Origin of the sequence: Chryseobacterium proteolyticum (assembly GCF_046591535.1) — a bacterium.
GTDB classification, from domain to species: Bacteria; Bacteroidota; Bacteroidia; order Flavobacteriales; family Weeksellaceae; genus Chryseobacterium; species Chryseobacterium proteolyticum.
Genome location: NZ_JBJLWK010000003.1, coordinates 838,988 through 861,912 on the forward strand (window position 1 = coordinate 838,988; position 22,925 = coordinate 861,912).

Below are 22,925 nucleotides of genomic sequence, written 5' to 3' on the forward strand. Positions count from 1 at the left end.
ATTTCCCTACTCTATAACAAAACAGGTGGTTTATCCTATCGAAAAACATTTACTGAAAATAAATTTATTCAGGCGGCAAAAACAATCAATGATCTGGAACTAAAGCAGTACGATCTCATCATTAATGACTATGAACCGTTAACGGGGTGGGCGAGCAAGCTAAAGAATCTTCCGATGATTGAGCTTAGTCATCAGGCTTCGATGAGTTTTGCTGAAACTCCAAAACCTAAAAAAAAGAGATTTCCTGGGTGAACTTATTTTGAAGTATTATGTACCCAGTGAAAGAAGGATTGGTTTTCATTTTGAAAATTATCATCCACAAATAAAGAAGCCGGTCATAAGACATAAAATACGAAATCTTAACCCTGATAAAAAAGGATACTACCTGGTTTATTTACCAAGCTTTTCTGATGAAAATATTATTAAAGTGTTAAAACAAATTCCTGTGCAGTGGAAGGTTTTTTCCAAGTACAGTAAAGTGAGGCTTAAAATAAAAAATGTTGAAATATTCCCCATCGATGAAAAGGAATACCTGACCTGTTTTGAAAATTGTGATGGTATTTTATGTAATGCAGGTTTTGAAGCTCCGGCTGAAGCTCTCTTTATGGATAAAAAGTTGTTTGTTATTCCAATTCATAATCAATATGAGCAGGAGTGCAATGCCTGTGCTCTGGATAAGATGGGAATTCCCAATTCTAAAGTATTAAAGCTTGGGGAAATAATGGAATGGGTAGCTTCAGATCATCACATTAAAGTAGATTACCCTGATGATATTGAACAAATACTGTTAAACGAGGTTTTAATTCTTTAAAAAAATATCATCTACATCATTCATTCTCATCATTACTGATCTGGCATAAGAACAATGAGGATACACTTTCCAATTGTTTTCTCTTGCGAATCTGATGGCCTCTTCTACGAGGTATTTTCCCATTCCTCTGCCCTCAAATTCAGGATGCACTAAAACAAAGGATATAATGAATTTGTTTTCTTCCGGGAAGATGGTGTAGGTCAGTCTGCCAATTTCTGTAAGTTCATTGTTTAGTGTAAGAACTCCTCCGTTTCCGGATTTATTGTTTTCAAATTTCATAATTAAAAGCTTAGTATTGTATCACGTGCAAAAACTGCACCGACTTGGATTTGAGTGTAATCTATGGACAAAGATAATTCCAAACAGAAATTCTAATTATCTTTTCCTGTATAATAGTTGTAATCTTTGATGATAATATTGATAAACTGTCTTTCTGTCATTTTTACAGGATCAACTTCCAGTTTCAAAATATTCTTGATCTTGTCGGAAAGCTTACTGATGATTTGCCGGTCATCTACTCTTAGGGCCTTTGTGTAATTATCTTTAATAATTCTCATATCATTATCACTTAACGCAATAACCTGAGGAAATGAAGGAACATAATCCTCCTGGATATTTTCCAGGATAGTATGAGAAATATTAATGCTATTTTTTAATGAAATAACAGCTGTGCCTGATGCGATATCCCCGAGGCGCTGATTATTTTTAGAAACAATCATGGAAATTAATCCGATAACACCCGCAAAAGATGTGTCTATTATCCTGAATACCCAACGGATGAGATAATCTCCAAAACCAGCCTGGTATCCGTCGATTTTTACCACACGGATTTTCATTACTTTTTTTCCGGGAGTCTGCCCTTCCATTAAGCTTTCCAAAACCAAAGGATAGATGTAAATGGGAAATGTGATGGCAATATAAATAGCCATCTGAGACCATTGATCCAGGCCGTTTAATAAATATCCCAAATCAAGAAAATTGAAAAATACATAGAAAGTAACGACTGCATAAGCGACTTTTATCAGGAGATCTATAATAAATGCAAGCATTCTTTCTCCAACACTGGCAATGTTGAAATTAATATTTACATTTTGTGAGGTATTAATCGCAATTTGAGACATAATTTTTATTATTTTAGCCTTTAGATTATGAGAGAAGTTTATTTCATAAAACAAAATAAAGAAAAATGGTTGGGAATTGAACAGGTTATTCAAGGGAAAATAAAAAAAAAATCCGGATGACCTGTCATCGTTGTATATCAACCTCATTAATGATCTTTCTTTTGCTCAGACTTATTATCCTAAAAGTAATACTACGGTTTATTTAAATCATCTTTCTTCACAGATATTCCAGAAAATTTACAAAACAAAAAGGGTAGAGGAAAACAGAGTCCTTTATTTCTTCAAAACAGAGGTTCCTTTGTTAGTGTATCAATACAAAAGATATTTGCTCTACGCGTTTTTGTTTTTTGCATTGTTTACTTCAATAGGAGTCCTTTCAGCAATTTATGATAAGGATTTTGTAAATATAATTCTGGGTGAAAGTTATGTGAATGAAACAATAGAGAATATTAAGAAAGGAAATGCGGTTGGTGTCTATCAAAGTGGTTCTACATGGGGAAGTACCATTGGGATTATCTTTAATAACATTGGGGTAGGTGCTAAATTGTATATTTACGGAGTTTTTGGAGGAGTAGGTACACTGTATGCATTACTTTCAAACAGTGTGATGCTCGGATCCTTCCAGTACTTCTTTTATGACTATGGGGCACTTAAGGATAGTGCAAGAGGAATATGGTTACACGGTGTTTTTGAAATTTTCGCAATGGTTGTTGAAGCTATGTGCGGATTAATTCTCGGGGCATCAATTTTATTTCCAAGAACCCTGTCGAGATTCAACTCATTTAAAAATGGATTTAAAGATTCCTTCAAAATATTTTTAAGTACAATTCCTTTTACCATTTGTGCGGGAATTATTGAAGGCTATGTTACAAGGCATGCTTTAAAAATGCCATTAGCTTTAAATTTAATTATTATCCTAGGTTCGCTAACGGTTATCGGATATTATTATTTTATTTATCCATCCGTTGTCAATAAAAAAATTAAAAACACAGATGATGCAGCTATATAAAAAAAGAGATTTCGGGACCTTTATCAGTGATAGTTTTAATTTTTTCAAATTATATGGAAAGAATTATTTCAAAAACTATATTTTGCTGAATGGTTTGTTGCTGATTTTAATGACTACCATTTTTGTTTTTGGATACAGGGAACTGTTTTCCCAGATATTCGGGTCAAATATGAATGGTAACAGTTACTATTTTCAGCAGTATTTTGAAGATAATGCAGGGATGTTAATTGTTGTTTGCTTGCTTACGTTTCTGCTTTTTTTTATCCTGGTGATTGTCAATTATCTTTATCCTGTTTTTTATCTGAAAAGACTTTCAAAGGGCGAAGAAAAAATAAGGACGGATGATATTCTCAGCGATTTTAAAAATAACGCAAGAAGAATAGGTACACTTTGCCTGGGAATGGTATTTATTGTAACTCCCCTGGCTTTGATTATGATCGGCATCTCATACGCATTGATACTAATTATCATCGGATTATTTATTATGTTGCTGGTGTATCCGACATTGTTTAATGTTGTTACATTTTTGATGTATGATTATTTTAATAGTGGCCGCGGTTTTTTTGAGAGTTTAAGTTATTCGATAAGATCACAGTTTTCTTATACCAACGGAAGGGAAAAGTCTCCTTACTGGAAGTATTGGGGAGCTACAACGATCATTTTTCTTATCATGTATACCATAACCACCATTTTCACATTTATTCCCATGATATTTTTCTACAGTTCAATTCTTACTTCAGCTCCTGATGGAAATTTTGAACAAAATCCCTTTCAGGGAGCCATGGGAGTGCTTTTTTTTGTGATATATGGGATTTCCATGCTGCTTTCATTTTTTCTTTCAAATATTATGTATATCAATTCTGGATTGATGTATTACGATAGCAGGACAGATCTGCATCAGAAGGTGGAACTTGCAGAAATAGAAACCATCGGTAATAATGAATAAAATTGTTTTTTTCTTACTGATCTTTTTCTCAACAGGATTCGTGTATGCTCAGGATGACATTGAATTGCCGCCGGAAGCATATGTTGAAGATTCTTTGAGTACAGGGCATTATAAAAATATGTACCGTGCAGATTCTGTATTGATAGAACACCCGGTTTCTGAAAATACGATTTATCCTAAAAAATTCAGGGAAAATCTTAAGTCAAGATACAAAGGAAATGAGTTTGATTACACAACGATAAAACCCAAGGAATCTTTCTGGCAAAAACTGCAACGGAAAATAGCAAGAATTCTTGAGAGTATTTTCGGTGAGGATACCTTTGGAACCTCTGCAAAGGTTACCACTATTGTGATGCGTTTATTTGCCATTTTACTTATAGGTTTTCTTCTATATTTTATTGTCAGGTATCTCATAAGTAAAGACGGCAATTTCTTCTTTGGGAAAAAGAATAAAAAAGTAAATATCAATGAAGAAGAATTGCATGAAAATATCCATGAAATCAATTTTCCTGAGAGCATTGCAAAATTTGAAGTAACAGGAGATTACCGTTCCGCAGTACGTTATCAGTTTTTATACGTTCTTAAAAAGTTGAGCGATAAAAAGCTTATCATCTGGAATCCTGAAAAGACAAATAAAGATTATGCGGCAGAGCTTAAAGCAGAATACCTGAAAAAAGAATTTTCAAACCTTTCCTATATATTTGATTATGTATGGTATGGTGAATTTAGTATTACCGAACAGGATTATTTGAAATTTAAAAATCAATATCAGACATTTAAGCCATAATAAAATCTTTAAAAATGAATAAAACTTTCAAAATATATGCTGTAATTTTCATCATTATCATGGTGATTCTAGCATTGCTTGAAGTTAATAAAAAGGAAGTTACAGACTGGCGAAAGAACTTTGATCCAAATGAAAAATCACCTTTTGGGTTATTTGTATTTAACAAAGAGTCTAAAGATCTTTTTAAAAATCAGCTTAAGAAAATAGCTGAAACACCATATGAATATTATAATGAGAATAAAAAGCAGTCTCACAATATTTTAATAATAGAAAAAGAAATTGACAGGGAATCCTGGCGCAGTATCTTGAATGAAGTCTCCAAAGGATCGAATGCTATGTTGATTGCAGGCAGGATACCAAAAGAAATTTCTGATAGTATAGGCTTTTATGCATCTCAAATCTCTTTTGAAGATCAGAATGTGTTAAAGCTTACAGATAAGAAATATCAGAATGATTTTATTAACTTAGATAAATTTCCGTCTGGAAGAGGATTTTCTTATGTTAAACCCGGTGTTGAGATACTAGGAAAGACTGTTGAAAAGAATAACACGGATCAGGCAAATTTTATAAAAGTAAAGTTGGGAAAGGGAAATATTTTCGTTCATAGTGAGCCACTTTTTCTCACCAACTATTATCTTCTGAAACCTGGAAATATAAAATATGCACAGGATGTTTTTTCGTATCTTAACGATAAAGAAACCGTTTGGTTTGTGGAAGCTGCAGATGCCAAGGCTTCTTCCCGCTTTTTTATGAGATTTATTCTGTCAAAACCAGCGCTGAAATATGCATGGTGGGTATTTTTAGGAGGGATGATCTTATTTATTTTTTTCAATGCGAAAAGGAAACAGAGAATTGTTCCTGTAATAGAACCTCTGAAAAATACTTCTGTGGAATTTGTGAAAAGTATCGGAAATCTTTATCTGCAGGAAGGTGATTTTCATGATATGATGGCTAAAAAAGCCCAATATTTCCTGAATAAAGTTAGAATGGATCTTCTTATCGATACCCAGAATCTCGATAATGCGTTTGCAAAGAAACTGCAATTGAAAACAGGGAAAAATATAGAGGTAATTACCGAAGCTATTGCTCTTATCCGGAAAGCTCAGGATCCTTATGCCAGTGTAATGAAAGAAGATCTCACCAGAATGAATACGATCCTGGATGAAATAATACGATAAATAATATAACGATGTAGTAACTGTGGTTACGGATACATTGACAAATGATAAATTAAAATTGTATGGAAAACCTTGAGAACGAAAATTTAGAAAATCAAAGTTCTATAAATCTTGATAAAGAAGAAAACGATTTTCAATCGAGAATCGATATGATTGAACTCCGTGTGAGTTTAGAAAAAGTAAAAGCCGAAATAAGTAAGGTGATTGTGGGGCAGGAGAGTATGATAGAACATCTTTTGGCAGCGCTCCTTTCAAATGGACATGTTCTCATTGAGGGAGTTCCCGGAGTTGCAAAAACCATTACGGCAAAGTTGCTGGCAAAAACTATTGATGTAAATTTCAGCAGAATACAATTTACCCCTGATCTCATGCCTTCGGATATTTTAGGGACTTCAGTATTCAGCGTGAAAAATTCGGAGTTTGAGTTTAAAAAAGGACCTATTTTCTCCAATTTTATTTTAATTGATGAGATCAACAGGTCTCCGGCAAAAACACAAGCTGCTTTGTTTGAAGTAATGGAAGAAAGGCAGATTACAATGGACGGTATCCGATATACGATGGAGGAGCCGTTTTTAGTCGTTGCTACACAAAATCCGATTGAGCACGAAGGAACATACAGGCTTCCGGAAGCACAGTTAGACCGGTTTTTGTTTAAAATAAATGTTGGGTATCCTAATCTTGAACAGGAAGTTCTGATTATTAAGAATCAACATGAAAGCAGGACCGAAGATAAAACAGAAGCAGTAGGACGTGTTATCACTGCGCAGCAATTAAAAAACTATCAACAGTTGGTGAAAGAGATCATTGTAGAAGCACAGCTGATGGAGTATATTGCTAAAATCATTGTTAATACAAGAGAAAATCAGTTTTTATATTTAGGAGCCTCACCAAGGGCAAGTTTAGCCTTACTTACGGCATCTAAAGCGTTTGCGGCTTTAAGGGGGCGGGATTTTGTAACTCCGGAAGATATCAAAGAAGCCAGTTATGCAGTGTTAAGACACAGAGTAATTGTTTCGCCGGAAAGAGAAATGGAAGGTTTAAGTGCTGACGAAATTATCAGACAGATTCTGGAGGGAATAGAAATTCCAAGATAAATAATAAGTGATATTATAAAATTTCAAAATGTTGAAGAGAGTAATAGATTCCTTGTAGTGGATTTATAAGGCTGCTATAAAATCTATTATCCACAACCTGAAAAATGAGAAACTTATACATTAATAATCGCTTTTTCTTTACGCTCATTGGAGTGGGGATACTTTATGTTCTGGCTTTTTTCTTTCCAATTTTTATTTATGTAGCTCATATTGTGCTCTTGCTTTGCTTTTTGGCTGCAATGGTAGATTATCTTTTACTTTTTAATCAAAAAGAAGGTGTTTTAGCACAAAGGATCTTACCTGAAAAGTTATCAAATGGTGATGAGAATCCAATAAAAATTGATATTAAAAATAATTATGGTTTTAAGATCAATACTAAAATCATTGATGAAATTCCGTTTCAGTTTCAGAAAAGGGATTTTTTAATTCGAAAAGAAATTGATCCCGGCAGAAATGCATTCTTTCAATATATTCTTGAGCCTAAAGAAAGAGGTGAATATAATTTTGGTAGCTTAAATGTTTATACTTCTTCTCCGATAGGTTTTGTTTCGAAAAGATATAGATTCCAGAAAAATGCAAATTTAGCGGCATATCCTTCTTTTGTTCATTTACGGAAATATGAATTAATGGCTCTTCAAAGTGAATTCTTATTGGGGGGTATCAAAAAAATCAGAAAGCTCGGCCATACCATGGAGTTTGAGCAGATCAAGGATTATGTTCCTGGGGATGATATCAGGACAATCAATTGGAAGGCTACATCAAAGACCAATCGTTTGATGGTTAATCAGTTTCAGGATGAAAAATCTCAAAGGATTTTCATGCTGATTGATACTGGACGAACCATGAAAATGCCATTTAAAGAGTTAAGTCTTCTTGATTATTCTATCAATGCGACAATGGCCCTGTCTCATATTATATTAAAAAAAAGGAGATCGGGCAGGGATGATGACATTCTCTAAAAAAAACTGAAAACAAGATAGCTGCAGAAAACAAATCCGGTCAGCTAAAGAAAATTTCGGAATCACTTTATAATATAAAAACCAATTTTTTTGAAAGTGATTTTAACCGCCTTTATCAGGATGTAAAATATTCAATCAACCAAAGAAGCCTGATTTTACTTTTTACAAATTTTGAAACGCTGGATGGTTTGAACAGGCAGTTAAAGTACTTGCGTGGCATTGCAAAAAATCATTTGTTGGTCGTTGTATTTTTTAAGAATTCGGAACTCCAGACTTTAATTCATAAGAATCCGGAGAGTATGCAGGAGATTTATGATGAAGTTATTGCTGAAAAATTTGAATTTGAAAAAAAACTAATCATACAGGAACTTCGAAAGTATGGTATTTATACAGTGTATACCCTTCCTGAAAATTTAAATATTGACGTTATCAATAAATATCTTGAGATCAAAGCAAGAGGAATTTTATAATTTTGCATAGATAACTTTAATACATCATAGATTAATTCTAGGATTTAATAATATAAACAGAACAATGAAAATAACACTTAATAGAATAAACGATGACTTTTTGTTTGAATGTACAAATTCCCAAGGGAATTCCATTCTTTTGGATAATACTTCGCAGCCTGGAGCTAAAGGAGTTTCTCCCATGGAAAGTGTTTTAATGGCAGTTGCAGGATGTAGTGGAATAGACGTCGTGTCCATATTAAAAAAACAAAGACAGGATATCACTGGTTTTAAAGCAGAAGTAGAAGGAGAGAGAGTCCCTGTCGATGATGCTAAGCCTTTTAAATCAATTAAAGTTCAGTTTTTTTTTGGAAGGTAACATCGACCCTGCGAAGGCTTTGAAAGCAGCGCAGTTATCATTTGATAAATACTGTTCTGTTTCTAAAACTTTGGAACCTAATGTAGAAATCGGTTATGATGTATTTGTAAATGGGGAAAAAATTTAAGGATGTTATAAACAAAATAAAAAAGCCGGATTGTTAAAATCCGGCTTTATGCTTATTATGTGTTGTTGAGGGTATTTTCTTTCTTTAAGATTTAAACATTGAGTTTCATTTTCTTAAAGGTTAACGATGTAAATATATGAAATATTTATCAATAATCTATTATAATTATTATTTTTGTTACTTGTTTTAGTTTATGGCTAAAATTAAGGCATCAATGATGTTCAATACTAAAGGTTAATTAATTGATAAAAAAAAATGTACCACTTAAGAAAGTGGTACATTTTTATTCTATCTCGGTTTCATCAGTTTAGCGACCGTTGCCGTCCATCCTGTTTGATGTGAGGCGCCAACTCCACGTCCGTTATCTCCGTGAAAATATTCATAAAAGGTGATATAATCTTTGAAATGCTCATCGTAATTAAACTTATTGTTTCCCCCATTAAAAGCTCTTTGTCCATTTTCATCTTTAAGGAATATAGAACATAGCCTGTTACTGATATTTTGTGCTACTTCATCCAGATTCCTTTTATCTCCGCTTCCTGTCGGTAATTCCACTTTCAGGCTGTTTCCATAATAGAAATGAAAACGCTGCAGACTTTCGACAATCAAAAAGTTAATAGGGAACCAGATCGGGCCTCTCCAGTTACTGTTTCCTCCAAACATTCTGCTGTCACTTTCCGCAGGGGTATAATAAACCACATTTTCTGTCCCATGAACAGAGAAAATAAAAGGATTTTCTTCATATACTTTAGACATGGCCCTGATACCATAAGAACTTAAAAATTCTTTTTCATCCAGCATTCTTGTCAAGACTTTTGTTAGTCTGTTTTTACGAAGGATACTCATTAAATGTTTTCTGCCATGACCTTCTTCATCCCAATGGGAAACCAGTTTCGTAAGTTCCGGCTTATTTTTCAGCACCCATTCCATTCTTATTTTAAAGTTGGGCATTTTTTCCAATAATCCGTGATCAATAATCTCCACAGCAAATAAAGGAATAAGCCCGACAATACTTCTTAAACGAAGCGTAACACTTTCGCCGTTCCCAAGTTGTAGTACATCATAGAAAAAACCATCTTCTTCATTCCAAAGGCCTTCTTTTCCATCACCCATGTTTTCCATCGCTTCCGCGATGTAAAGATAATGCTCAAAAAACTTAATGGCCATGTCTTCATATACCTGATAGTATTGGGCAAGTTCCATTGCAATTCTCATCATATTCAATGCATACATTGCCATCCAGCTTGTACCGTCTGCCTGTTCAAGATGCTCACCGTCTTTAAGTTCCATATTACGATCGAAAGCTCCGATATTATCAAGACCTAGAAAACCGCCGCCGAAAATATTTTTACCGTTTTTATCCTTACGGTTTACCCACCAGGTAAAGTTCAAAAGTAATTTTTGAAAAACCTTTTCCAGAAACAGGAGATCCGGTTTTCCATTGGTCTTTTCATCAATCTTAAATACCCTGAAACAAGACCAAGCATGGACAGGTGGATTTACATCACTTAAGTTCCATTCATACGCCGGAAGTTGTCCATTAGGATGCATATACCACTCTTTGGTTAACAAGAGAAGTTGGTTTTTTGCAAACTGGGCATCAATTAATGCATAGGGAACGCAGTGAAAAGCGAGATCCCAGGTAGCATACCATGGGTATTCCCATTTGTCAGGCATTGAAATAATGTCCTTATTGTGCATGTGGTTCCACTCTGTATTTCTTACATAGTGGTTGAAATCCCTCGGTGCATCAAAATTAGGATCTCCCTTAAGCCATTTCCCAACATTATAATGATAAAATTGTTTGTTCCATAATAGCCCTGCGAACGCCTGACGTTGAACATTTCTTTCATCATCATTCGTTGCATCGTGCTGAACTTCTTCATAGAATTCGTTGGCCTCAGCAATCCGGGTGTTGAAAATCTCATCAAAATGATGAAATGGTTCATCGGTGTCGTTTGGCGACAGCCTGAAATCAAAGGTTTTTGATTGTCCCCCACCAATAATTTCTTCAATCACAAAAGCGGCTTTTGAGCCTCTTTTTTCCGGATTAACGGTATTGGAGTTATGAATAATGTGATCGTTTATACCATCCTTGAAATAGGTGTTATCTGTTAAAGGAGCTCCGTATAATTTAGGTGTATTGGTTTCATTATCACAAAAGAGACTTTTGGCACCGGTGTTTCTTGAATAGAATTTTTTGATGGAAATACTATCATGGTTAATATCAATACAGCCGTCGTATGAGGCGTTTAGCTGCCCCTTATAAGTATTATATCCCCATTTCCAGTTGTTACGGAACCAGGCTGTTGGAGCGACAACAATAGGTGCATCGTTTTGGCTCCTGTTACAAACTGTGATACGGACTAAAAAATCGTCAGCATCTGCTTTACAGTATTCGATGAAAATATCAAAATATTCATCATTATCAAAGATTCCGGTATCAAAGATTTCAAATTCAGCTTCTTTTTTGCTTCGTCTTCCGTTTTCAGATAGCAGGTGATCATAAGGAAATTCATGGATCGGATATTTATACACCATCTTCATATAACTATGGGTAGGCGTGTTGTCCAGATAGTAAAAGATCTCTTTGATATCTTCACCATGATTGCCCTGGGGATTACTCAATCCGAAAAAACGTTCTTTGATCATTTTGTCCTTTTTGTTCCAAAATGAAAGAGCGAAACAAAAAAGCTGTTTGGTGTCCGATATTCCCGCAATCCCTTCTTCACCCCAACGGTAGGCATGACTTTCAGCTTTATCATGATTGGTGAAATTCCACGCATTGCCATTGGGACTATAATCCTCACGAACATTACCCCATTGTCTGTTGCTTACATAAGGCCCCCAGTTTTTCCATTTTATATCCTGTAATCTTTGTTTTTCTGCAGTCATAGTTCATCATTTTTCACTACGAAGGTAATTTTTTTTGAAAAATAATTCCAATTTTTTCTATCTGAATAATTCTTAACACATCCTTGTAACTATAATGATTACAGGGATTTTCAGAATAAATTAATTTTTTCATGAAAAAATTAAATAAAATATTATATCTTTGCACCATTCGATCATTCAAATATTGAAAATGTTATCAAGAAAGGTTGAGGGATTAGACCCGATGAAACCTTAGCAACCCTTTGTGCAAGCGAAGAAGGTGCTACGTTCTACCAAATTATTTTTTGGACAGATAACTTACTGAGTTTTTCAGCCATTTCCTGTGGCATTTTCAATTGTATTATAAATAATGTATAATAGAATTGAAAACAGAACTAAAACATATTAATCTTTCGTATCAAACTAATTCCGGAAAGGAATGCAATATCCCGTTGAGCTATCAGACCTTCGGGAAAGAACTGTTTTCGGCACCTGTTATTTTAATCAACCATGCTTTAACGGGAAATTCCAATGTATCGGGAACAAATGGCTGGTGGAAGCAATTAGTAGGAGATGGCCAGGTGGTTGATACCAATGTCTATACGGTTTTGTGTTTCAATATTCCCGGAAATGGTTATGATGATTTTTTAATTGAAGAATATGAAGAGTTTACTCCTTCGGATATTGCAGGCATATTTTTAAAAGGGTTAGAATTACTTAACATTAAAAGTCTATATGCCATTATCGGAGGTTCTCTTGGTGGAGGAATAGGATGGGAAATGCTGGTTAAACGTCCGGAACTTGCAGAAGTATTTATTCCCATTGCCTGTGATTTCAGAACTCATGATTGGCTGCATGCGCAATGTATGGTTCAGAAATTTTTATTAAATGGAAATGACGCTCCGTTACAAAAGGCAAGAATCCATGCAATGCTATGTTATAGAACCCCACAATCTTTAAACGACAGATTTCAAAATAAATACAATACCGCAAAAAATAAGCTTGAATCGGAAGATTGGCTTGAATATCACGGAAAAGCTCTTAATGAAAGATTTAGTTTAAAATCTTATCAACTGATGAATCATTTGCTGATGAACATTAATGCCGAGGAAGAAAGGCTGGAGAATATACAGGCACGAATGCACTTGATCTCCGTTGATACAGATTTGTTCTTTCCTGCTTCCGAAATCCGGATGTGTTTTGAAAAACTGAAAGGTAAAAAAAAGAATGTTTCTCATCACGAGATCACCTCAGTTCACGGGCATGATGCCTTCCTAATGGAATACAAACAATTAAATAATATCATTAAAACCATTTTATTACAGAAAGAAACTGAACAATTACAAGAAACCTGTAATAAAGCTAAACAATAAAGAATGAACAGATGAAAAATGTTAACGAAATAAAATTTTTAAAGAACAGATCAATCATCAAATTTGAAGGAGAAGATTTCTTAGGGGAAATCGGTATTGACGGTAGAATTTTTAAAGCACTTACTTTAGCCAGGATTAGTGTAGGAGTGATCTCACAACAAGCTATAGAAAACGGAATATCAATTTTGGTTCACGAAAACGATTCTGAAAATGCGGTTAATTGTCTGATAGAGGAATTTGAAGCAGAAAGGAAATCAGGGGCAGTATCTCAGATTTATAGTATTAATAACGTTTCAGTTTTGGGATTTGTAGCAGAAGATTTTAATAAAATACTGGCGGAACTCGCAAGAAATAATGTTTTTCCTTTGCTTCTGAATCAGATAGCAAGTGAAAAAAGAGTAAATATTGTAGTTACTTCTTCTCAGGATGAGAAAACTAAGAATATCATTGAATCTGAAATATCCAAAAAACCTAAAACCGTTCATCTTGCAATCATTGGACATGGGAATGTGGGTAAAACTCTGATTGACCAGGTATTGGAATCTTCCGAAGAAATTAAGAGACGAAAAAAAATAGATCTTAAAGTAGTGGCTGTTGCTAATTCAAGAAAAATAGCATTCAATAAAAAAAGGTTTTGGTCATAATTGGAATGATGAGGTTTTAGTTGCAGAAAACCCTTCTAATGTTGATGAACTTATCAGTTTCTCCAGAGAGAATCAGCTGGAGAATCTTATTGTGGTTGATAATACGGCGAGTAAGGATTTTGTTAAGAATTATCATGCTTTAGCTGAGAACGGATTTGATCTTGTATCTTCCAATAAGATTTTCAATACCCTTCCAATAGAAGAATATCGTAAACTAAGATATACGTTGAATAAAAATAACAGACGATACCTTTACGAAACCAATGTGGGAGCAGGTTTGCCTTTGATCGATACCATTAAACTATTACACCTGTCGGGGGAAAATATTACAAGAATTAAAGGCGTGTTTTCAGGTTCTTTAAGTTATATCTTCAATAATTTTTCAGTTAGAGATGAGAAATTTTCAACCATTATAGGAGAAGCAATGGAGAAAGGATTTACTGAACCGGATCCTCGTGAGGACCTTTCAGGAAATGATGTTGCAAGAAAGCTTTTGATTCTGGCGAGAGAGTTGGATCTGATTAATGAATTCAATGATATTAATATTCAGAATCTAATTCCTGAAAACCTTCTTTCTATTGGCAAAAATGAATTCATTTCCAGATTGGGAGAATTGGACGAGGAATACCAGAAAATTAAACAAAATCAGGAGGCAGATCATGTTCTACGATATGTAGGCGATCTACATGGCGATCTTCAAAAAGAAAAAGGAGAACTTGATGTAAAATTAATTTCTGTGCCGGCTACTTCCGCATTAGGGCAATTAAAAGGATCAGATTCCATTTTTGAAATCTATACGGAGAGCTATGGTGAAAACCCTATTGTAATTATGGGAGCCGGTGCGGGAGCACAGGTAACCGCGAGAGGTGTTTTTGGTGATATTTTAAGAGTAAGTGAAACAAAATAAATCAATGTACGAATGTAACGATATAACAGTATGCCGATAAAAATGGCTCAGATCAGATTCGATCGATTCATTGGTAAACTGTTGCATTGATACATGATATTAAAATTAAAACTATATGGAAAATTTTGAAACGTTTGCAATAAGAACGCAGACTGAACGAACTCAGTTTGATGAACATTCTACTCCGCTCTATCTTACATCCAGCTTTATTTTTCAGGATGCAGAGGATATGAGGGCGAGCTTTGCAGAAGAAAAATCAAAAAATTTATACAGCAGATTCTCTAATCCAAACGTTACTGAATTCACCGATAAAATTGTGAAAATGGAGGGTGCGGAAGCGGGATATGCTTTTGCTACCGGAATGGCAGCAATTTATTCAACATTTGCAACTTTGCTTGATGCCGGAGATCATATTGTAAGCTGCCAGTCTGTTTTTGGATCTACACACACACTTTTTACAAAGTATTTCCCGAAATGGAATATTGAGACTACCTATTTTAAGGCAGAAGATGCAGAAAATGTTGAAAAGCTTATCAAACCTAATACAAAAATTTTATATCTGGAAACTCCGACTAATCCGGCAATTGAGATTCTGGATCTTGAGTTTTTCGGGAAAATTGCAAAAAAACATAATCTTATCTTCATTGTAGATAATTGTTTTGCCACCCCTTATCTTCAACAACCTATCAAGTACGGAGCTGATATTGTGGTTCATTCGGCAACAAAATTAATTGACGGACAAGGAAGGGTTCTTGGTGGAGTTGCGGTAGGAAAAGAAGACCTTATCCGGGAAATCTATCTTTTTGCAAGAAATACAGGTCCAGCCATGTCTCCTTTTAATGCATGGGTTTTATCTAAAAGTCTTGAAACTTTAGCCATCAGAGTTGAAAAGCATTGTGAAAATGCATTGAAAGTCGCTGAATTTTTAGAAAGCCACCCGAATGTGGAATTAGTAAAATATCCTTTTTTACCTTCACATCCAAGCTATGAAGTAGCAAAAAAACAGATGAAATTAGGAGGGAATATTGTCGCTTTTGAAATCAAAGGAGGAATTGAAGGAGGTCGAAAATTTTTAGATAAAATAAAGATGTGTTCACTTTCAGCAAATCTTGGTGATACCAGAACAATTGTTACACATCCTGCTTCTACTACACATTCCAAATTAACCGATGAGGAAAGGAATGAAGTGGGAATCACTGCCGGCCTTGTACGTTGTTCTGTAGGGTTGGAAAACGTGGAAGATGTTATTGCAGATTTAAAACAGGCATTGGATTAACTCAATTGAAATGGGCTTTAGCCCATTTAAGAAAAATAATATTAACGGCTTTAGCCACAATCTACAAAATGAAAAGTTCAGAACAATTATATAAGGCACTCTCCGAAAGAATTTTAGTTCTTGATGGGGCTATGGGAACGATGCTTCAACGATACAAATTTGAAGAAGAAGACTATCGTGGTGAGCGTTTCAAAGATTATCCGCATCTGGTTAAAGGAAATAACGACCTACTTTCCCTCACACAGCCTCATGCTATTGAAGAAGTTCATAGAAAATATCTGGAAGCGGGAGCTGATATTATCGAAACCAACACATTCTCGGGAACTACAATTGCAATGGCAGATTATCATATGGAAGACCTGGTTTATGAGCTGAATTATGAATCTGCAAAAATTGCCAGAAAAGTATGTGATGAATTCACAGCTAAGAACCCGGATAAACCTAGGTTTGTAGCAGGATCTATTGGTCCTACGAACAGAACGGCAAGCCTGAGCCCTGATGTAAATGATCCGGGATATCGCGCCATTACATTTGATGAACTGAGAATTGCTTATAAACAGCAGTCCGAAGCTCTTTTGGATGGGGGTTCTGATATCTTGCTGGTAGAAACAATCTTTGACACCTTAAATGCGAAAGCAGCTTTATTTGCCATTGATGAAATTCAGGATGAAAGAGGAATAAAAATTCCGATAATGGTTTCAGGAACTATTACCGATGCTTCGGGAAGAACTTTGAGTGGTCAGACGGCAGAAGCATTTTTAATTTCGGTTTCACATCTGAATCTTTTGAGCGTCGGATTCAATTGCGCGCTGGGAGCTAATCAGCTGACACCTTATCTGGAAACATTGGCTCATAATTCGGATTTTTATGTCTCAGCATATCCCAATGCGGGATTACCGAATGCTTTCGGTAAATATGACGAGACACCCGAGTTTATGGCAGAACAGATACAAGAATATGTGGAAAAAGGTCTGATCAATATTATTGGAGGGTGTTGTGGTACAACCCCTGAACATATCAGGGCTATAGCGGACTTAGTGAATAAGTATGAGCCAAGAAAATTGAGAAAATTTGCATGATTTGATAGATTTTTTTCATTGAATCAATTGTAAGATAACGGTTTAGTATTATTATTTTTAAGTTAAACTAAAACTAATCATATGGAAAAGCCGAGTTACTTAAAGAGTGCAGAAGACACAAAAATCTTTAATGAATTAAGAAAAAAGGTGAACCAGAGAGTCGAAAACATAGAGGAAAACAGAGATATCTACATTCAGATTAAAGCTGTTTTATTGCCCCTTATTTATATTGGGCTATATGTTTTTGCGTTGATTAATGTTGAGAAATCTTTGCTTTATATTTTGAGTTTTGTGTTAATGGGAATTATGTTGGTTTTGATCTATCTGAATTTAATTCATGAAGCAGCTCACAATAATATATTCCAAAACAAAAGATTAAATAGCTGGGTACTGCAAATTTTTGATTTTGTGGGAGCCAATTCTTATATCTGGAAGAAAAGGCATATTGCAAGCCATCATGCATATCCGAATGTAGACGGATGGGATACTGATATAGAGCAGAGTGGTTTACTGCTGATTGTTCCATGGATCCGGGCAAAAGGAGTGCAGAAATACCAGCATCTGTTTTTCTTTCTGGTGTATCCTTTATATTTATTCAACTGGATGTTTATCAGGGATTTCAGGGATTTCTTTGATAAGGAAAGGGTTATTTTAAAAACCCAGGGCGCCATTCCGGTTATTGAGAAAGTAAAGATGGTTGTTTATAAACTCTTTTATTTCTTTTATCAGATTGTTGTTCCTGTTGTATTCTTTAAAGTTTCGATTGGATTGGCGATAGGAGCCTGGTTTTTACAGGTCATTACAGCAAGCATTTTTGCTTTGTTTGTTTTATTGCCATTACATCCGCTTCCTGATAATGCTTTTCCAAAATTAGATGAGAAAAACTCACTTCCATACAGCTGGATTCGGCATCAGTTGGAAGTAACCAATGATTTAACCAATAATAATTGGATGATCAGAAATGTATTGGGGAATTTCAATTTTCATGTGGCTCACCACCTCTTTCCAAATTATAGCTATATGTACTATAACGAGATAACAGAAGAAATAGAAGAGTTTGCTAGAGAACATGGTTTAGTATACAAAAGATTTCCAATTTTTACTGCTTTAGGCAAACATGTTGATTTGCTGAGGCAAAATGCAAATAATGCATATTACATTTTAGAAGAATAAAAAATTGATGAAATATTTAAGATTATCGGGCCTTGAGCCTCTTATCATAACACCGGAAAGTAATTTCATCAACGTTGGTGAAAGGACTAATGTTGCCGGTTCTAAAAAGTTTTTAAGATTAATCAAAGAAGAAAAATTTCCTGAAGCATTAGATATTGCAAGACATCAGGTGGAAGGGGGAGCGCAGATCCTCGATGTTAATTTTGACGACGGACTGATTGATGGTAAAACATCAATGGTTAAATTCCTGAATCTGATTGCTTCCGAACCTGATATCGCGAGAATTCCCATTATGGTGGATTCTTCCAAATGGGAGATCCTGGAAGCAGGACTACAGGTTGTTCAAGGAAAATGTGTGGTGAATTCTATCAGTTTAAAAGGAGGGGAAGAAGAATTCATCAGACAGGCAAAAGCAATAAAAAGATATGGTGCTGCTGTTATTGTGATGGCTTTTGATGAAGAAGGACAGGCAGATACCTTAGACAGAAGAATAGAAATTTCAAAGCGATCATATGATATTTTAGTTAATCAGATTGATTTTCCTGCTGAGGATATTATTTTCGATTTAAATATCTTCCCTGTTGCAACAGGAATGGATGAACATAGAAGAAATGCTTTGGATTTTATCGATGCAACACGATGGGTTAGACAAAACCTTCCCTATGCCTCTGTAAGTGGTGGAGTTAGTAACGTTTCATTTTCCTTTCGGGGGAATGATACGGTAAGAGAAGCGATGCACTCTGTTTTTCTTTATCATGCGATTCAGGCAGGAATGAATATGGGGATTGTGAATCCTGCGATGCTAGAGGTGTATGATGAAATCAATAAAGAATTACTGGAGCTTGTAGAAGATGTTATTCTAGATAAAAGGGAAGATGCTACTGAGCGGCTTCTGGATTATTCTGAAAAGCATAAGTCTGTAAAAAAAGAGAAAACGGAAGATCTGGAATGGAGAACAAAACCTCTTCAGGACAGAATTACCCATGCTTTGGTAAAGGGAATAGATCGTTTTATAGAAGAAGATGTAGAAGAAGCAAGAAAAGAAGCAGAAAAACCATTGCATGTTATTGAGGTCAACCTGATGACGGGAATGGGTGTTGTAGGAGATTTATTCGGAAGCGGAAAGATGTTTCTTCCGCAGGTAGTTAAATCTGCACGGGTAATGAAAAAGGCAGTTGCCTATCTTCAGCCTTTCATCGAAGCGGAAAAAGATGGTTCAAGACCTGCGAATGGTAAAATACTTATGGCTACCGTAAAAGGAGACGTTCACGATATCGGAAAAAATATTGTTAGTGTTGTTTTGGGTTGTAATAATTATGAAATCGTAGACCTTGGAGTAATGGTTCCGGCTGAAAAAATTATTCAGACGGCAATTGAAGAAAAAGTGGATGTTATAGGACTGAGCGGCTTAATTACACCAAGCCTTGATGAAATGGTGTATATTGCTGCTGAGCTGGAAAGGCAGAATCTGGATTTTCCCTTACTAATAGGAGGAGCTACCACATCAAAAGCGCACACAGCCGTAAAAATAGACCTGAAATATAAAAACGCTGTTGTACATGTAAACGACGCTTCCCGGGCGGTAAATGTGGTAAGTTCTTTATTGGGAGACCGGAATAAGGAGTACGTGGATGACTTAAAAAATGAGTATTCTGATTTCCGTGAAAAGTTCCTGAACAGACAGATCGATAAAGACTACGTCTCTATTGAAGAAGCCAGAAGAAATCATTTTAAAATAGAATGGGAAAGTGAAGATATCTTTACACCCAATAATATCGGTGTACAAATCTTTCAGGATCAGGATCTGAATGAATTGGTTCCGTTTATTGACTGGTCACCTTTCTTCAGGAGCTGGGATCTTCATGGGAAATACCCGAACATATTAGAGGATGAGGTAGTAGGTACTCAGGCAAAAGAACTCTTTAAAGATGCTCAGGTGATCCTGAAAAAAATTCTTGATGAGAAGCTTCTTACTGCAAAAGCCATATTTGGAGTTTTTAGAGCCAATTCTAATGAAACGGATGATATTATCATCTTTGATGAAAATAATCAGGAGCAGACCAGGTTTTTGACTTTAAGACAGCAGGTTCAAAAGTCAAAAGGCAAAGAGTATCTCGCATTAAGTGATTTTATCGCTCCCCAAAGTTCAGGAAAAACAGATTATATGGGAGCTTTCTGCGTAACAACAGGTTTTGGAACAGATGAGCTTTCTGCAGAATATGAAAAGGCGAATGATGATTACAATTCCATTATGGTAAAAGCCTTGGCAGACAGATTCGCTGAAGCATATGCTGAATTTTTACATAAAAAAATAAGAACAGAATACTGGGGGTATGCAAAACAGGAAGAGCTAAGCAATGAGGAACTTATTGCCGAAAAATATAAAGGAATACGCCCTGCTCCCGGATATCCTGCTTGCCCTGACCATCTGGAAAAGAAAACTATTTGGGATCTTTTAAAAGTAGAAGAAAATATAGGCGTTTATCTTACCGAAAGTTTAGCGATGTTCCCAACAGCATCAGTCTCCGGATATTATTTTGGCAGCCCGCATGCAAAATATTTCGGATTGGGGAAAATCACAGAAGATCAATTAAAAGACTACGCCGCACGAAGGGGGTGTAGCATTCAGGAAGCCAAAAAATGGCTGTCACCTAATTTAGCAGATTAAAACAAGCATGAAGATTACTGAACATATAAAAAAAGCAAATGGAAAGACTTTATTCTCTTTAGAAGTGGTTCCGCCACAAAAGGGAATTGGTATTGAGGACCTTTACAGGAATATAGATCCTTTGATGGAATTCAAACCGCCTTTTATTGATGTTACAACTTCCAGGGAAGAATATATTTATCTTGATAAAGGAAATGGTCTGATGGAACGCAGAATTACAAGAATGCGCCCCGGAACCCTGGGGATATGTTCTGCTATTCAGCATAAATATAATGTAGATACCGTCCCCCATTTATTATGTGGAGGCTTTACAAAAGAAGAAACAGAGTACCTTTTGGTAGATTGTATGTATCTCGGGATTGAGAATATTATGGCACTGCGGGGAGATGCGATGAAAGGACATCAGTATTTTGAAGCAACTCCAGGCGGACATGAAAGTGCGATGGATCTTGTATATCAAATTAATGATCTCGGACGTGGAAAATACCTTCATAATGAAGATGAGGTTGGTGACGAACTGAATAAATTCTGTATTGGAGTTGCAGGATATCCAGAAAAGCATATTGAAGCCCCTTCAATGAACTATGACCTTAAATGGCTAAAACAAAAGGTAGATGCGGGTGCAGATTACATCGTCACGCAAATGTTTTTTGATAATAAAAAGTACATTGAGTTTGTTCACAAAGCAAGGGAAATGGGAATTACGGTTCCTATTATTCCGGGAATCAAACCTATTGCAACCAAAAAGCATTTAAAATTATTACCACAGGTATTTAAAATCGATTTGCCCGAAGAATTGATCAGTGAAGTTGAAAATGCCAGAAACAATGAAGCTGTAAAGCAAATTGGGGTAGAGTGGGCAATCAATCAGTGCCGGGAGCTTCTGGATTTTGGAGTGCCTGTTTTACATTTTTATTCTATGGGTAAAAGTGATAACATAAAGAAAGTCGCAGGGGAATTATTTTAATGAAGGAGTATTAATGAAAGGAATCCCTGTTGTTCTGTCAACAGGGGTTTTTTTATAAAATAGGATAATCCGAATTATTGCGGGTAATGAATGTTTATAGAATTTATCTTCTTTTCATATAAATTGAAATAATATATATTATTTGTATTGTCGTTCTGTTGATAAAAAATTACGTCATTTACACTTCTTATAATATTATAATGGTAACCTGTAGATGGCAAAACAGGAAATTCTTTTTTAGCTTTTAAGTCTAACATTACTAATTGAAATGATGATGCGCATAGTACATTATTATTTGTCAGTAATACAGGATTAGAATACATTGTAGAATTTCGTAATGTGTCGTTTGTAATCATAATTTTATTAAGTGTTTTTGGATTCGTTATGTTATGGTTTGTATTAAAGAAAAACAAACCACTTCCAGCTGGGTATCCTTGCATAGAAATTACTAAGCTATCTTTTCCTACATTTAAAATCTCCTGCATAGAATATGAGTTTAAATTTGAAATTTTTTTTGATTTTAAATTATTTATGTCTAATTCATAAATGTCATAATTATGATAAGCATTTGGTACAATTGGAGAATACGATTGAAAAGTTTTCGCTTGCAGATAAAATATTTTATTGGATTGTGAAAATATATAATCGGAAATAAATCCATCACCAACTTTAATTTTCTTAGTTATTTTATGACTAAGGAGATCGTAAAAGTGAAATTCGGGACGTAATTTATTTTTAGGATAATATAAAGCAATTATAGTTTTACCATTATCAGAATATTTTGGGTTAACATAATTTCCGGGACCTTTGAAAATATTGTATGTTATTCTATTATTGGTATTAATAAGCTTAGCATATACAGAATATAGTGAATCCTCTTTGTAAGAGAAAATTATAGTCTTAATATCAGGTGAAACATCAAATCCATTCAAATATGATTTCTTTTTATTTTGATTACAAGAATATAACAAAATTAATAAAAATATATAGGGTAGTCTACTCATCTTATGCTTCGAGGTATTTGGTTAACTATAATATAAGTGTATTGTCATCCGAAATTATTCAAATAATTCATTGTCATTCTTTTAGCGGAAGAATAATATC

General features: G+C 34.9%; 15 protein-coding genes, 4 pseudogenes and 1 riboswitch. Of the genes and pseudogenes, 15 read left to right on the forward strand and 4 right to left on the reverse strand.

The window, feature by feature from the left end; genetic code table 11:
- The first annotated feature begins 208 nt into the window (after positions 1-208).
- Complete coding sequence (locus ACJ5H0_RS14940) at positions 209-811, forward strand: glycosyltransferase family protein (protein ID WP_411250067.1); 603 nt, start codon at positions 209-211, stop codon at positions 809-811.
- On the opposite strand, the gene ACJ5H0_RS14945 is transcribed toward ACJ5H0_RS14940, so the two are convergent.
- Together ACJ5H0_RS14945 and ACJ5H0_RS14950 are read right to left on the reverse strand one after the other, a co-directional pair.
- Positions 800-1,090 carry a GNAT family N-acetyltransferase gene (locus ACJ5H0_RS14945; protein ID WP_172284432.1) on the reverse strand — a complete coding sequence of 97 codons (291 nt, stop codon included), beginning with the start codon at positions 1,088-1,090 and terminating at the stop codon, positions 800-802. The two genes, ACJ5H0_RS14940 and ACJ5H0_RS14945, sit on opposite strands and share 12 nt — an antisense overlap.
- A 92-nt stretch (positions 1,091-1,182) precedes the next feature.
- The gene (locus ACJ5H0_RS14950) at positions 1,183-1,932 is read right to left on the reverse strand and encodes an RDD family protein (RefSeq protein ID WP_172284431.1); all 750 of its coding nucleotides are present in this window, start codon (positions 1,930-1,932) and stop codon (positions 1,183-1,185) included.
- A 27-nt stretch (positions 1,933-1,959) separates the two neighbouring features.
- On the opposite strand from ACJ5H0_RS14950, the pseudogene ACJ5H0_RS14955 reads away from it, so the two are divergent.
- The 7 genes and pseudogenes from ACJ5H0_RS14955 (at position 1,960) to ACJ5H0_RS14985 (ending at position 8,860) form a co-directional block, all read left to right on the forward strand.
- Positions 1,960-2,941 (forward strand): annotated as a pseudogene (locus ACJ5H0_RS14955) (stage II sporulation protein M).
- On the forward strand, positions 2,928-3,887 hold the full coding sequence (locus ACJ5H0_RS14960; RefSeq protein ID WP_411250070.1) for a DUF4013 domain-containing protein: 960 nt from the start codon (positions 2,928-2,930) through the stop codon (positions 3,885-3,887). The pseudogene ACJ5H0_RS14955 and the gene ACJ5H0_RS14960 overlap by 14 nt, the downstream one beginning before the upstream one ends.
- Positions 3,880-4,674, forward strand: coding sequence for a DUF4129 domain-containing protein (locus ACJ5H0_RS14965; protein ID WP_411250073.1), 795 nt, complete (start codon positions 3,880-3,882; stop codon positions 4,672-4,674). The genes ACJ5H0_RS14960 and ACJ5H0_RS14965 overlap by 8 nt, the downstream gene beginning before the upstream one ends.
- Before the next feature lie 14 nt (positions 4,675-4,688).
- A complete protein-coding gene (locus tag ACJ5H0_RS14970; RefSeq protein WP_411250076.1) occupies positions 4,689-5,852 on the forward strand; it encodes a hypothetical protein in 1,164 nt (387 codons plus the stop codon).
- 62 nt (positions 5,853-5,914) lie between these two features.
- The gene (locus tag ACJ5H0_RS14975) at positions 5,915-6,946 is read left to right on the forward strand and encodes an AAA family ATPase (protein WP_172284425.1); all 1,032 of its coding nucleotides are present in this window, start codon (positions 5,915-5,917) and stop codon (positions 6,944-6,946) included.
- Between the two features lie 104 nt (positions 6,947-7,050).
- Positions 7,051-8,375 (forward strand): annotated as a pseudogene (locus ACJ5H0_RS14980) (DUF58 domain-containing protein).
- 64 nt (positions 8,376-8,439) lie between these two features.
- A pseudogene (locus ACJ5H0_RS14985) lies at positions 8,440-8,860 on the forward strand (OsmC family protein).
- Positions 8,861-9,148: 288 nt separating this feature from the next.
- On the opposite strand, the gene ACJ5H0_RS14990 reads toward ACJ5H0_RS14985, so the two are convergent.
- On the reverse strand, positions 9,149-11,755 hold the full coding sequence (locus ACJ5H0_RS14990) for an MGH1-like glycoside hydrolase domain-containing protein (RefSeq protein WP_411250080.1): 2,607 nt from the start codon (positions 11,753-11,755) through the stop codon (positions 9,149-9,151).
- Between the two features lie 190 nt (positions 11,756-11,945).
- A riboswitch (SAM riboswitch) is annotated at positions 11,946-12,054 on the forward strand.
- A 63-nt stretch (positions 12,055-12,117) separates the two neighbouring features.
- On the opposite strand from ACJ5H0_RS14990, the gene ACJ5H0_RS14995 reads away from it, so the two are divergent.
- The 7 genes and pseudogenes from ACJ5H0_RS14995 (at position 12,118) to metF (ending at position 21,821) form a co-directional block, all read left to right on the forward strand.
- Positions 12,118-13,107 carry an alpha/beta fold hydrolase gene (locus ACJ5H0_RS14995; protein ID WP_411250083.1) on the forward strand — a complete coding sequence of 330 codons (990 nt, stop codon included), beginning with the start codon at positions 12,118-12,120 and terminating at the stop codon, positions 13,105-13,107.
- 11 nt (positions 13,108-13,118) lie between these two features.
- Positions 13,119-14,658: pseudogene (locus ACJ5H0_RS15000) on the forward strand (ACT domain-containing protein).
- Positions 14,659-14,773: 115 nt separating this feature from the next.
- The gene (locus tag ACJ5H0_RS15005) at positions 14,774-15,934 is read left to right on the forward strand and encodes an O-succinylhomoserine sulfhydrylase (RefSeq protein WP_345990841.1); all 1,161 of its coding nucleotides are present in this window, start codon (positions 14,774-14,776) and stop codon (positions 15,932-15,934) included.
- A gap of 68 nt (positions 15,935-16,002) precedes the next feature.
- Positions 16,003-17,013, forward strand: a complete 1,011-nt coding sequence (locus ACJ5H0_RS15010; RefSeq protein WP_411250087.1) for a homocysteine S-methyltransferase family protein — start codon at positions 16,003-16,005, stop codon at positions 17,011-17,013.
- 81 nt (positions 17,014-17,094) lie between these two features.
- Positions 17,095-18,186: a fatty acid desaturase family protein gene (locus tag ACJ5H0_RS15015; RefSeq protein ID WP_411250090.1), complete on the forward strand. Its 1,092-nt coding sequence runs from the start codon at positions 17,095-17,097 to the stop codon at positions 18,184-18,186.
- 7 nt (positions 18,187-18,193) lie between these two features.
- Positions 18,194-20,854: a methionine synthase gene (metH, locus tag ACJ5H0_RS15020; protein ID WP_411250093.1), complete on the forward strand. Its 2,661-nt coding sequence runs from the start codon at positions 18,194-18,196 to the stop codon at positions 20,852-20,854.
- Between the two features lie 7 nt (positions 20,855-20,861).
- Positions 20,862-21,821: a methylenetetrahydrofolate reductase [NAD(P)H] gene (metF, locus tag ACJ5H0_RS15025; RefSeq protein ID WP_273650577.1), complete on the forward strand. Its 960-nt coding sequence runs from the start codon at positions 20,862-20,864 to the stop codon at positions 21,819-21,821.
- A gap of 74 nt (positions 21,822-21,895) precedes the next feature.
- On the opposite strand, the gene ACJ5H0_RS15030 is transcribed toward metF, so the two are convergent.
- Positions 21,896-22,753 (reverse strand): hypothetical protein, encoded by an 858-nt coding sequence (locus tag ACJ5H0_RS15030; RefSeq protein WP_411250096.1) that lies wholly within the window; start codon positions 22,751-22,753, stop codon positions 21,896-21,898.
- Positions 22,754-22,925 lie beyond the last annotated feature (172 nt).

What these genes read in the sequence shown, in the direction of transcription:
- ACJ5H0_RS14990 (WP_411250080.1), bottom strand. Translation starts at nt 11,755, where the DNA reads ATGACTGCAGAAAAACAAAGATTACAGGATATAAAATGGAAAAACTGG.
- ACJ5H0_RS14950 (WP_172284431.1), bottom strand. Translation starts at nt 1,932, where the DNA reads ATGTCTCAAATTGCGATTAATACCTCACAAAATGTAAATATTAATTTC.
- ACJ5H0_RS14945 (WP_172284432.1), bottom strand. Translation starts at nt 1,090, where the DNA reads ATGAAATTTGAAAACAATAAATCCGGAAACGGAGGAGTTCTTACACTA.
- metF (WP_273650577.1), top strand. Translation starts at nt 20,862, where the DNA reads ATGAAGATTACTGAACATATAAAAAAAGCAAATGGAAAGACTTTATTC.
- ACJ5H0_RS15010 (WP_411250087.1), top strand. Translation starts at nt 16,003, where the DNA reads ATGAAAAGTTCAGAACAATTATATAAGGCACTCTCCGAAAGAATTTTA.
- metH (WP_411250093.1), top strand. Translation starts at nt 18,194, where the DNA reads ATGAAATATTTAAGATTATCGGGCCTTGAGCCTCTTATCATAACACCG.
- ACJ5H0_RS15015 (WP_411250090.1), top strand. Translation starts at nt 17,095, where the DNA reads ATGGAAAAGCCGAGTTACTTAAAGAGTGCAGAAGACACAAAAATCTTT.
- ACJ5H0_RS14965 (WP_411250073.1), top strand. Translation starts at nt 3,880, where the DNA reads ATGAATAAAATTGTTTTTTTCTTACTGATCTTTTTCTCAACAGGATTC.
- ACJ5H0_RS14975 (WP_172284425.1), top strand. Translation starts at nt 5,915, where the DNA reads ATGGAAAACCTTGAGAACGAAAATTTAGAAAATCAAAGTTCTATAAAT.
- ACJ5H0_RS15005 (WP_345990841.1), top strand. Translation starts at nt 14,774, where the DNA reads ATGGAAAATTTTGAAACGTTTGCAATAAGAACGCAGACTGAACGAACT.
- ACJ5H0_RS14960 (WP_411250070.1), top strand. Translation starts at nt 2,928, where the DNA reads ATGCAGCTATATAAAAAAAGAGATTTCGGGACCTTTATCAGTGATAGT.
- ACJ5H0_RS14970 (WP_411250076.1), top strand. Translation starts at nt 4,689, where the DNA reads ATGAATAAAACTTTCAAAATATATGCTGTAATTTTCATCATTATCATG.